This window comes from Bacilliculturomica massiliensis (genome assembly GCF_900605495.1).
In the GTDB taxonomy this organism is placed as follows: domain Bacteria; phylum Bacillota; class Clostridia; order Peptostreptococcales; family Anaerovoracaceae; genus Bacilliculturomica; species Bacilliculturomica massiliensis.
Genome location: NZ_LR027602.1, coordinates 679,331 through 691,424, shown reverse-complemented (window position 1 = coordinate 691,424; position 12,094 = coordinate 679,331). Strand labels below are relative to the sequence as shown.

7 protein-coding genes are annotated in these 12,094 nt (G+C 57.2%); all 7 read right to left on the bottom strand.

Annotated elements, in window-relative coordinates; genetic code table 11:
* Positions 1 to 273 precede the first annotated feature (273 nt).
* On the bottom strand, positions 274 to 1,608 hold the full coding sequence (locus tag E0E37_RS09195) for an RNA-binding domain-containing protein (RefSeq protein WP_130862732.1): 1,335 nt from the start codon (positions 1,606 to 1,608) through the stop codon (positions 274 to 276).
* Between the two features lie 317 nt (positions 1,609 to 1,925).
* Positions 1,926 to 2,831, bottom strand: a complete 906-nt coding sequence (locus E0E37_RS19300; RefSeq protein ID WP_456298047.1) for a PD-(D/E)XK nuclease domain-containing protein — start codon at positions 2,829 to 2,831, stop codon at positions 1,926 to 1,928.
* A gap of 24 nt (positions 2,832 to 2,855) precedes the next feature.
* A complete protein-coding gene (locus E0E37_RS19095; protein ID WP_456298046.1) occupies positions 2,856 to 3,122 on the bottom strand; it encodes an AAA family ATPase in 267 nt (88 codons plus the stop codon).
* Entirely contained in the window at positions 3,022 to 3,600 is a 579-nt protein-coding gene (locus E0E37_RS19090) for an AAA family ATPase (protein ID WP_330548564.1), read from the bottom strand. The genes E0E37_RS19095 and E0E37_RS19090 overlap by 101 nt, the downstream gene beginning before the upstream one ends.
* A gap of 237 nt (positions 3,601 to 3,837) precedes the next feature.
* A complete protein-coding gene (locus tag E0E37_RS09185) occupies positions 3,838 to 6,438 on the bottom strand; it encodes an S-layer homology domain-containing protein (RefSeq protein ID WP_165445298.1) in 2,601 nt (866 codons plus the stop codon).
* A 536-nt stretch (positions 6,439 to 6,974) separates the two neighbouring features.
* Positions 6,975 to 10,202 carry an InlB B-repeat-containing protein gene (locus E0E37_RS09180; RefSeq protein ID WP_130862730.1) on the bottom strand — a complete coding sequence of 1,076 codons (3,228 nt, stop codon included), beginning with the start codon at positions 10,200 to 10,202 and terminating at the stop codon, positions 6,975 to 6,977.
* Positions 10,203 to 10,215: 13 nt separating this feature from the next.
* Positions 10,216 to 12,081 (bottom strand): hypothetical protein, encoded by a 1,866-nt coding sequence (locus E0E37_RS09175; RefSeq protein WP_130862729.1) that lies wholly within the window; start codon positions 12,079 to 12,081, stop codon positions 10,216 to 10,218.
* Between the last annotated feature and the right edge of the window lie 13 nt (positions 12,082 to 12,094).

Below are 12,094 nucleotides of genomic sequence, written 5' to 3'. Positions count from 1 at the left end.
CCGAGGTGAATTCAGGAAATACGCGCAAAAAACAGTATTTAAAACACCAAAAATCGACAAAGATGGTGATTCTCTATTTACAAATTGACGTAAAATGTCTATACTAAAAGGGCAAAAGACGAAAAAAAGCGTTCGTGAAATATCATATTTCACGAACGCTTTTCTGGTTTATCACCTTGCACACGGGACGATTTTACAAAAAAATCCCGGCGCAGCGGTTTTCACCGCCCACCGGGATCATACCCATTTTTATTCAGTCCCGGCTCGAATCCCTCACGCCCTGCACGTTTCATCCGGGCATGTATATTTTGTGTTTTTCCCCCGCCCAATCTGAACGAGCAAATCTTTTTTTACCATCTCATTCAGCAGCCGACCGGCGGCAGTCTGCCGCATCTCCATTGCCGCCTCAACGTCCTTTCGCCTGATCGCTCCATGCTGCCTGACATATTCCAGTACTGCTTCTTCCAAATGATCTGCCTGAATTTTCTTTTCCGCAATTTGCTCCCCAGCCGCCGCGATCCCTTCATTCCTATTCGGCAGCACGACCTTGAACGCGTTTTCCGTCGTCTCAATGATCGGCCTTCTGCCGCTGCCCTCGTAAGCCTTCCTGATTTTTCTCAGTCCCGTGCCATAAACCTCTATCAATTCCAGGCGGTAAAACACGTTGGCAAGCTTCGGATTGCGGCATACTGACAACCCCAGCAGGATATCATCCAGCGAAACGCCGGTGAGCAGTCCTCCGATCGTCGTAAACTCAATCCGATCTAAGTAAACGCTGATCAACGTGCTGGCGCCAAATGAGTAATCCCTGTGTACGAGACAGTTCAGAAGAGCTTCTCTGACGGCTACTTCCGGATAATCACGCTTATCAATCCGACGCAGTTTATCAAAGGTAGAACGAGTCTGATTGCGCATATCAATAAAATCGTACGCCTCGCTGAGCTGTTGAAGAAGCGCACCGGTAAACTCCCTCCGATCCCGAAACACGCTTTGATCTGTCCCTTCAAAGACCGCCGCCTTGATCGTGTGAGAACACTGCTCCGACAGAAGCAGTCCCAAATTGGTGTAAATCCCATCCGCGTTGATAATTCCCAGTGTTCTCATCTGTGTCTGCCCAAACCCCACTTTGCGCAGAGCAAATTCCCTGGCTGTGGCTTCAAAGGTTAACTCCTGCTCCAAAGAACGCATATCCTCATAGCTGTCGCCATCCGTCTCCTTTATCATACGCCTGATCGCAGCATCTGTGGCCGATACAGAAGAAGTTCCCTGCCGGACATATACCCCTTCGGGACGCAGGCCTTTTCTCGCCAAATAATAAGGACGTTCCACGCCGCGCTGAATGTCCACCGCAACAATTTTCTTTTCGTTTATCTCCTTCGTTTCATAGTGAATAAACATGGTAATATCCGGCTTGATGCTGTCCCTCACCATATTGGCGATCTGCTGTGTTACCAGATCAGGGTCCTCAATCCCCGTCACGCTTCCATCGTCTGCGACGCCAATGTACAAGATTCCGCCTGCACTGTTGGCAAACGCTACGATTTCTTTCTTCAGATCGTCTACAACAATCTCTTTCAGCTCCACAGTCTCACTTTCTCGAAAAACCATTCTCTTCCCTCCCACACACTATTCTATCCACATTCTAACGCTTCTAACGCTTCTCGTCAATGACGAGTTAGAACTTTATAGGAAATTGGATATTCTTGCAAATGAAAGAGAAATCACTATAGAACAAGCAGTTATTGCGGCACAGTTCCCAAGGACATAAAATCAAGCCAGCAGCTGAATGGCCTTAGTTTTGCTTACATATTCAATTTCCAGACCACCGAAAGATGGTTTATCGGAGCCCTGCTCATTTTTATTCTTTAGCAGCGATTGTGCCGACCAAACTTTCTATTCCGGATGGCGTCAGCCGGCACGCCGCATCATGACTCGTATACCTTTACCACACAGTCCTTCCGGTAAAAAGCGATCCCATAGGCGATGACATCCTCGTATCCTTCCGCATGCAGGCCCTCCCGATATTTCTTCTCCCGGATCTGCCTCACCGCTTCCTCGCTGCTCTCCTCCATTTCCTGTACCCGCTTCGCTGTCTTCAGCTCCAAAATAACCGCCCGGTCCCGATAGCGCGGTCCCTCCAGCACCAGATCCGGCCTGCCGTCCCCGCTCTCCCGGTTGGATTTCACCAGATACCCCGGCATTCCCCTGTACAATCCCGACAGCAATCGGTGGTAAAACGCCTCCTGGCTGTCCATGTAGCTGATGCTCTCCAGCAGCACCCGGCTGATCTCCCCTTCCATAGTCTCCGCGTCCCCCGCAAGCGTAGCCTCATACAGCTGGCTCAGGTCCGTTTCCGCAAGCTTCTTCCCAAACCACTCCACGATGGTCCGGCTGTAGATGCTCTGCACCTCCCTGTTCGGAATCCGAAGCTCCATCCGGATCTCCGTTCCATCAAGACGCTCCGATACCTTTCTCAGATATCCCATGAAAAACAGGAAGTTCCACAGATTGTCCTGCCCCGTCTCCACGTCGGCATACGTAATATCTTCATGGATGGGCTTTTCAATGGTCCCCCCAGCGATCAGCGTTTCCATCTCCGCTTTCGCGCTCATATCCGCCTTTTCCACCAGAGTCTTCACAATGCTGTTGCTGCTGGTATTGGCCCAATAGGGCCGCGGCAAAGCCTCGTCGCCGGCCAGCGCCTCCGACAGATAGCTCAGCACACTCCACGGATTGTAGACTTCCTGATTCCCGAACAGATACCCGTCGTACCACGTCCGCACCGTCTCCAGATGATGCTCCTTCCCATAATACCGCAGCAGCGTCTCCACCTCCGCCGGCGTAAATCCAAAATGCTACGCAAACTCCGTGCTGGTAACGGACGCGATCTTCAGATTGTTCAGCCCCGTAAAGATGCTCTCCCTGGAGATCCGCAGACAGCCCGTCAGCACCGCGAAGGCCAGCGACTCGTTCGTCTTCAGCGCCGACTCGAGCAGCGAACGCAGGAACCCGATCATTTTGTCATAGTATCCTTTGAAATGCGCCTTCTCCAGCGGCACGTCGTACTCGTCGATCAGTATGATCGCTTTTTTTCCGTGCGCCTGCTCCAGGCATCGGGACAACAGCCGCAGCGCCTGACGATAATCCTGAGCTTCCCGATCCCCTCCCGCGATCCTCCTCCAGCTCCGCCGTACACAAGGCGGAGCGATGGCGCCGGAACTCGATCTCGATTTCATTACACAGCGCGGCAAAAGCCTCCTCCCAGTTATCTCCCGCCGTCGACTTCAGCGACAGAAAAATAACCGGATATTGTCCCATCTGCGACATGTATGTCTCCTCGGCCTCCACGATCTTCAAACCGGCAAACAGCGCCCGCTGCTTCTCCGCCGCCATCTCGTCCACAGGCATTTGGAAGAAGTCCCGCAGCATCGTCATGTTCAGTGTCTTGCCGAACCGCCGTGGACGGGTAAACAGCGTTACTTTTCCCTTCATATCCAGCAGTTCCTTTATGAACAGCGTCTTATCCACATAATAATAACCGCCTTCTCTCATATCCGTGAAGCTGTTCACCCCGATGGGCAGCGGTCTGTAGTCCCCCATAATTCCGCTCCTTTCCGTTCTGCGCCCCCGATTCGACCGGATCCACAGTGCGCCGGATCATGCGCCCATTCTCTTGGCCGCCGTCTTTGGCTCTCGGATTTATTATACCCTGCTCCGCCCAGACCCACAACCGAAACAAACGGCCCCGGCCGACGGAGTTTTCCGCCGGCCGGGGCCGTTCTCATTTGCATTCGCAGCTTTTCTGGCTGCGCGTCTGCCGATTGGCTGGTCTCATCTTTACTTTCCAGCCGCAGCTTTAATGTTGTTGTAAGCCCAGTGGCTCTCCGGCACGTCCGTAAAGCTCATCTGGCCGGTACTCGGCTCCAGTCCGATGATCGAGTTGATGATGGTCACCGCCTCCGCTCTGGTGATGGGGTTGTTGGGACGGAAGGTACCGTCCAGATATCCTGTGGCATAGCCCTTCTCCGCCGCCGACTTCACGTACTCCGCATACCAGTCTGCGTCGCTCACGTCCTTAAAGCTCTTGCTGCTGTTCACCACGCGGTCGATCTTCATGGCCATGGTCACAAACTCCGCTCTCGTGATGTTGCTGTTAGGCTTGAAGGTCCCGTCCTTGTACCCTGCGATCACTCCCAGGGAGGCCACGAAACCGATGTCGTCCGCGTACCACTCGCTTCTCGCCACATCGCCGAAGGGCGTGTTGGTGTAGGACTTGCCTTTTTCCTTCTCGTAATTGATGGTCTTGGCTACGATGGCCGCCACTTCCGCTCTGGTAATGGCGTTGTCCGGACGGAAGGTCCCATCCGTGTAACCGGACACGTAGCCACTGCTGATCTCTCCCTTTGAAACCTGCAGGAACCGCAGATCGTCGGGTACGGAATCCGGAATGACGATCTTGTCGTCCTTCTCGTAGACCGCGATGAGCTTCATGGCTCCGGTCACCTTGATATCCTTCAGGTCGATGACGGTCTTGCCGTCTTTGCTCCAGCCCGCGAAGACCCAGCCTTCGTCCGCCGTTACTTTAACGCCCTTGGGCGATTTGTCTTTCTCCACCTGCTCGGTCTTTTCCGCGATGGTTCCGTGTTCGCCCGCATCGTAGGTCACGGTGTACTTCGTTGTCACGGCAGAACCGCCGCCTCCGCCGCCGCCGGGACGGTTGCCGGAGGTGCTCGCCACCGGAGTCGCTTTCGCGGTGACAGCCGCCGTGGTTCCAATCGCGTTCTGCGCGTGGACCTCCAGCGTGTATTCCACTCCGTTGGTCAGGCCGCTGAAGACCTTGCTCGTGGCCGTTATCGATCCGCTGGTCGCCTGTGTGACCACTCCGCCGCTGGTCACAGAACCCGCCACCGCCGGCCCTGTGACCAGGTAGACGCTCGCTCCGCTGGTGGCTCCGCTTCCGCTGATGTCGATATACGTCGCGCCTCCCGTGGTGAAGATGTAACCCGTGGCTCCGTCCGTCACGATGGCTGTATCTGTCGCCGGCACGCTGCCCGTCTCATAGGTATAGATCTTGAAGGTCGTGGTCACTACCGGCGTTTTGAAGGTCAGCTTGTAGTAATACGTAACGGGCGCTCCGTTGGCGTTGGCGCTCCACGTTCCCGTGGCGCTTGCGTTGCCCGGGGCCAGAGATGCGGTCATGCCGTCCGGCGCCAGGGCGGGGATGGACAGCATGGAGGACTGCACCGTCCCCTGATAGTCTCCCGTTCCTTCCGCCGTCAGATAGACCTCCTTGCCCAGTTCATTCTTTGTCAGCGTGTAGGTATCTCCCGACCCAATACTAGCCGCGGAACCGCTCACATACCACTTATAGCTCAGCGTCGCGGAGCTGGGTACGATGGAACCTGTGGACGCGGTCAGGATGCTTCCCGGCGTCAGCGTGGTGTGGAGAATGGTGGGGGCGCCGCTCAGCGCGATCTTGCCCACCTCAGTCTTGCTGCTGGCTACGGTTCCGGTATAGTTTCCGGTTCCGGTCACTTTCAGCTGGATCATGTCTCCCGCCGAAGCGCCTGCGGCTGTGTAGGTAGTCACCCCCGCTCCCGAGGCCACCTTCACGTCATTCTTGTACCATTCGTAGAAGAGTCCGCTCTGGGCTCCGGCCGGTATGATCCCTACCGCAGACGAAGTCAGGATTCCGCCCACAGCAGTGTCTCCGCCGATGGATACCGTTCCGGTTATGGCTTTTCGATCCACGTCGATGGACACATCCGTGGTGATCGTTCTCTCATAGGTCACGCCGTTCACCAGGGGATTTGACAGTGTAAATGTGACGGACGCCGTCGTGGTCCCCGCTTCAGGGGCTGCCGTCGGATCGGCGAAGCTCCACGAACCCTTCTCCACCAGTTCCTGATTGGTGTCGACGCCCTTTACGCTTCCCTTTGACTTGACCGTCGCTCCGCCAAACGTTGTCCCGTACTCCATCCCAAAGGTAGGCAGGGTAACGATCTTCAGTTTTTCTCCCGCAGACACGGTGAGTTCCAGATCAATGGAAGCCTGCGTTACCGGACTGGTCACGCTGCCCGTCTGCGTACCCGCGATGGCGGAGTCCGTGCTGACGAAAACATCCAGCACAGCGCTGTAAGTTCCCGCTTCCAGTCCAACTGCCGCCTTTACCTTTAAGTCGATGCTGTTCCCTGATGCGACAGCGCCCGACATGGCTCCCGGCGTGGTCAGCACGAACGCTGAAGGCGATGTTCCGCTCAGATTGTATGCTGCGTACAGGTCGTTTACTCCTGTGTTCGTTACCTTGACCGTCTTTTCCGCCGGCGAATCGTAGCCCACGGTCTCGCTGAAGGTCAGCTTGTCGGAGGGCGCGATGGCAGCCGCGTATGGTTCCACCAGGTTGCCGTTTTTGTCGACGTAAAATTCTGCAAAATACAAATCAGAATCCTTTGTTATGGTTGTCCCACCATTGGAACTGGCCGACCACAAAGCGACAATATATTTTGTAGTACCGGAGGGCTTATCTAACCCACCTCCCTCATCAGCGAGCGCTGTTAAAGCCGCCGTCGTTACACTTGCCGTGCCATACGTAGATTTAATCCCCTCCGGCAGAATCGAATCAATAAATAGATAGTCTGCATTGAAGATGCTGGCAAGAACGGTAATCCCGTTCCCCCCTCCATCGAGATCTGCCGCATCTGTTTCTGAAACGACTGTGTAATATACTTCCGGATAAGCATCCTCCTCATGGCTGCCTCCACCGGCTGTCAATTTCATCTTCACACTAATCTCTGGAATAAATTTTCCTTCATCGATCCGTGTTCCTGTTACTTCAGCTGAGTCGAAAAAATTACTCGCTGTCGCTCCGATAGCCGGAGAGTAAGCAAATACGCTCAGTGGCATCTGCATCATCACTAACGCAAATACCAGCAAAAAACTTAAAGCTCTTTTGTTCATAAATATTCTCTCCCTCTTTATGGACGAATTAATTCCCCACTGTTCCTGACTGCATGCAGCATCTGAGCCTGCGTCAAAGGTTGATTTTCATTTGCCCGCAAGGCCGTAAGTAAATGCTGCTTTCCAACGTTTACCTGTGCCGTCGTCATTTCGCTGCCGTCCGCATTAGTCAATTGGGCATCAATGAAAGCACGTGCGTTAACCTGTCCCCAAGTGTTGCTCAGTCCCTGATTGTTTGCAATACCCTGCTCATTGATAAACGTTAACGTCCCCTCATATACGAATCCTTTACTGCTCACCACACTGGATGTATTTTTATTGACCAGTGCGTTATTTGTGATTGAACGTCCCTTTGCAGCCGTATAATTATCTGCGCCGTCTTGTTCGATGACTGTAATGGTGACTGACTTCATCGACTTAGGTACAACAGTCTCTCCCTGTGCTACATCTTTATTTTCCGGAATACTCAACGTATAGACAGCCACTCCGCCATCCTCTGTCGTCATTGCCATTCGCAGCCCAATCTCCTTCGTCCTTGTTACGCCATTTCCCGCAGTATTCTCTCGGCGAGCATTAAATTTAATGGAATAATTTCCTACAGAATCATTATTTGAAGCTCCATATCGATTAAAGGAAAAATCCGTAACAGTATAATAACTTGTACCGCTTCCCTGATTACAGCTCTCGCTCTCCACATACCCGGCCTTCAGCACGATGTTCCCCCAGCCCGCGGCAGGCGCCGTGGAGAAGTCCCACTGTTCTGCCCGGAAGGCGTCCGCCGTTTCGTAGGCCGTAAAGGAGTCAGCCAGGGATTCCGTTCCCTCCCCGCCGTCCACCTGCACCCAGCCCTTGAAGTTGTAGCCCTTTTTATAGGTAAGGGGATATGCTTCGTCGTCCGCCCAGGTGTCCGCCCTGCTGTCCAGATCAATGGCCCCGTAGCTGCTGTACCTGGTCTGATGTATGGTATCCAGCGCGGATTCAATGTCTGCCTTTGTGGCCTCTTTATTGATGACAGCGGTTCCCAGCAACGTCTCGTCCCAGTCATAGAAGGTCAGCGATGCAAAGTCCTCCGGGCTTGCCGACCCTTCCACTTTGCGAAGTACCGCGGACACTGCCGTGTTCCGGTTTACCGTCACCGTCGATCCGCCGGATACCAGTCCCACCGGATTTTCATCCGTACTCACGTGCCAGCCCGCAAAGGTGTATCCATCCCGATACACTTCGATTGCCGGTATGGTCACTATCGCTCCGGCTTTCAGACCGCTGAGTCCCCGAAAGATCACCGCCGGGTCCGTGGTGGTTACCAGACTTCCGTCCGGTCCGGTCACTTCGATGGCCTCTCCCGTTGTAACGGCGCCCATCAGATTATAGATCAGCTTCAGACCGCTGTCCGTGCTCACCGGCGGCTGCACCGCCGCCCCGCCTACGGACACGGTGAGAAACACCGATTCCGACTGGTTCAGCTGCGCCTGCGCCGCCAGACGGACCTCATAGGTTCCCGCCGGCAGGCCCGTCAGCTTCAGCGAACCCACTCCGCTGTCCGACGCCGTTCCCTCTTCGATCCAGCCCGGCGGCAGGATCACCGTTCCTCCCGTTCCGTCGCTTACCTCACCTCCCTGACGGATGGTCTCTTCTCCCGGCGTCAGGATCACCTTTTCCCTCAGGTTTCTCCAGATAGCCTGTCCCGAAGTGTTCTGGGCCGCCGCGGCCTCTTTGCTCACCTCTTTCCAGCCGCTCCAGCCGCCGCTGTCCGACGCCGCTCCGAGGGCGCTGTTGAACCGGTATTCATACTGCTTGTCTGCAAACTCCGCGGGGTCCGTTCCCAGATTGGTGGGATAAAACCCGATCAGGGCTCCGTCCCGCATTCCCTCCGCTGAGATCCCCACGCTTTCTAATCCGGTGTTCCAGTCTGGTCTGGGCCGATCCTGCGCCCCCCTCTCTATGTAGGGGATCGTGAGCCGGATCGCGCCCGCCGTGGTGGCGTTGGACCGATCTTCCACTTCCAGATACAGAATGATCGCCTCGTCTGAATAGACCTGGGGCGTCCCTGTGAGGGCGATCCCCTTTCCTCCCGTTCCATACGGGCTCAGACTCAGCCCCCGGGGCAGATGCGTGGACGGATCCAGAAGCTCGTTGTTGTCCGTGATGTCCTCCGCCGCGCCACCTTCCTTCTGCCGCTCCACTTTCGTTACGGTATAACGCTTCTGGCTGTTGCTGTCCGTGGCCTCCGTCAGAACCCCTTCCTGCCGGAATTCATACGCTCGGTTCACCTGACCGGCTCCGGCTATGAGTTCCGGCTGCAGGATCCCCACCGGCACTACCTTCCAGACCGCATAGAGGTCGTAGACCTGATGCAGATTGGCAGGCTTGGGATAGGTTGCCCCCGCTTCATACTCCACCGTTCCGCCGGCAGAGGAGGCCCAGCCCTGAAAGGCGTAGCCATACCGGACCGGCTTTCCAGCGCTCAGCTGGGCGCCGGCGGCCAGCGTTCCTCCGGGCAACGCCCGGATAATGGTACGGGCGGGCACTCCTGTCACACTGCCCTCTCCCTGGGCGGGATTGTTGGCGTTGTAGCGGATCAGATAAGAATCTGTCCTCACATATCCGTCGGCGTCGATGTAGAAGCCATCCACGTAATACCGCTCCATGGAGCCCACCTGCTCGGTAAACACCACCAGCCGGTACTCGTCGAAATACGTGTTTGGGTCCGCGGCCTTCACCGCCGCTGTGGGCATGGCTTTGCTGGCTACCGTCCCTCCGGTGTTCAGCTTGTTGAAGTTCACCGTGCTGGCTTCCACCAGCGGAACGGTCAGCGTGTTTCCGCCGCCCGTCTTCGCCGTTCCCATGGCGTAATAGTTCGCCGTCAGCTGGGTCAGATTGAAATAGGTGGTGGGATCCACCTTGTTGGCCAGGGCCCCGTTTCCAAAGTTGCTCTCGTATTCGGCGGCGGACAGCACCATGGCGTAGACGGATTTCCCCGACTGGGCCCCGTCTTTCAGCCGCACTTCCACCTCTATTTTCGTGGCGGTCCCATTGCTCTGCGGGCCGGCGCCCACATTTCGCACCACCGCGGACGTAAACAGGTCGCTCTTTACCTCTACCCCGCTTCCCGTGTTTACACTGCTGTCGATGGCCGCGAAGGCGGATCCGGCTCTGAAGCCGCCCAGGCCGAACAGTCCGGACGCCGCCGCGTTTCCAAGCAGAAACAGAGCCAGAAGCCATGCGATCCTCTTTTTTTTCTTCATGCGCTCCTCCTTCCTACTTGTACGCCGCCAAAACCGCGTCCGCTTCCGCCCGGCTCAGGGGTTCGCTCCGGCCCGCGCTGGCTGCGGCCAGGGCGTCTCTGGCCGCAGCCAGCTTTGCTTCCGTCATGCCCGTGTATCCGGCGTCTTTGAAATTCTGCACGTCTACATAAGGGCTCCAGCTTCCGCCGTTTCCGGCAGTCAGCGCAGCGTCCACCAGCAGCGCGAAGGCCCCCTGCCGAACGATCTCCGCCCCGGACGCCTGGATCTCCTCGCTTCTGCCCGTCCCCATGGTCCAGGCGGTCACGCCGTAGGTATCCAGCAGCTTCAGGGTCACTGTTTCCGTTCCTTTTGGCACGACCACCTCAAAGGAGGTGTCGTCCGTATTGCGCAGATCCACCTTCATCGTCACGTTCTTCATGGCGCTTCCCCCGCCCACAAAGGCCTGGGCCAGTACCGTGGGCGTCCTTGCCCGCAGCACGTCGCCCCGGGTCACCTTGCAGCGGACGGCATACTGACCGGTGGAAGCCATGGCCGAGCCGTACTGGTAAAAGGTAGGCTGCCCCAGAACGTACCGCGTCTCGTCGCTGATCAGCGGCGTATCCGTTCCCGTTCCGCCGTTGATCTCGCTTTCCACCGCTTTGTAGGCGGTCTGCACCAGCAGGCTTCCCGGCAGTGCCGGATCGGAAAAGTCCGCCGCATCCGCAGCCACGGCGGGATCGGTCAGATCCAGGGCCGCTTTATTGGAAGTAAACGTTCCGTTGACCGTAGCCAGCTCTTCTCCCTGCTGTTTCACGATCAGCCAGCGGTCAAAGGCGTAGCCGCTCTTGCCGGAAAGTCGTTCCGCCACCGCCGGCTTCTCCTGAAACGCGGCCACCGCCGCCTCCCGATCGGACACGGTTTCCGGCAGGGCCATGGCGTCGATGACGCTCCCGTCCCAGTCGAAAAAGGTCACCACCGGGCCGCCTCCGGTCATCACACCGCCGCCTGTATCCACAGAGCCGCCCTCTTTCATCACGATGGGCACGGCGATGGCCTGCACGCCGCCGCTTCCCGCGCCTCCCATCTCGTAACAGACCGGCTCTGCCTGCCCCTTCTGGGTGATCAGCGAGAACGATGCGCCAACCGGCGTATCCGCCGCTTCCGACCCGGAAGCAAACCGCAGGCAGGCGCCCAGCGCGGCGTCGGTCAGCAGCGCTTCCGCCGCCTTTCGCTCTTCTGTGGTCCCGCCGGCCGTCACATAATCGAAACGGACCGTCACCACCCGTTTTCCGCCGCTTTCCCCTGCCAGCGTGCTCTCCTTCAGGCTGTCCGCCCCTAGATACACGCCGTTCCAGGTGACGGCGGGGTCTGTGACGTCGCCTGCGCCTTCACCGCCTGTCCCGTCACCGCCCGCTCCGGCCGCCTCCGGCGTTCCTGTCCAGGCCAGGGCCGGCTTGCCCATCAGCCCGTCGGCTCCCTTGGTGTAGACGGCCACGGAATTGCCGTAGCCCGTCTCCTGCTTCAGCGGGATGGGCGTTTTCTCCGGTCCCCAGGAGATGAGTCTCAGTCTGGCGCTGTTATACTGCAGCACCGCTCCCACTCCGCGAAAGCTCTCGCAGCTCAGGTCGATCCCCACCTCCAGGGTATGATCTGCCGTGACCTTCACCGCCGTGATCTGCGCCGCCGGGGCCGTTCCGGAGCCGCTGTCCGCAAAGACCGTCTCCCCCCACCCGGCGTCCGCCGGCCGATCCGGCGCGCGGTTCATCGTCCCCGACACGCCCGCCGTGATCCCCGCCAGTGTGTGGCTCAACAGCAGGAGCGCCGTCAGCACCAGGATCCGCGTCGGCCGTCTCCATCCTCCGCCGGGGGTTCTTTTCCTCTGTCGTTTTATTCTGTTCAAGTCTCCCACCCCC

Coding starts and splice junctions, on each gene's coding strand:
- E0E37_RS09195 (WP_130862732.1), bottom strand. CDS start 1,608: ATGGTTTTTCGAGAAAGTGAGACTGTGGAGCTGAAAGAGATTGTTGTA.
- E0E37_RS19090 (WP_330548564.1), bottom strand. CDS start 3,600: ATGGGGGACTACAGACCGCTGCCCATCGGGGTGAACAGCTTCACGGAT.
- E0E37_RS09180 (WP_130862730.1), bottom strand. CDS start 10,202: ATGAAGAAAAAAAAGAGGATCGCATGGCTTCTGGCTCTGTTTCTGCTT.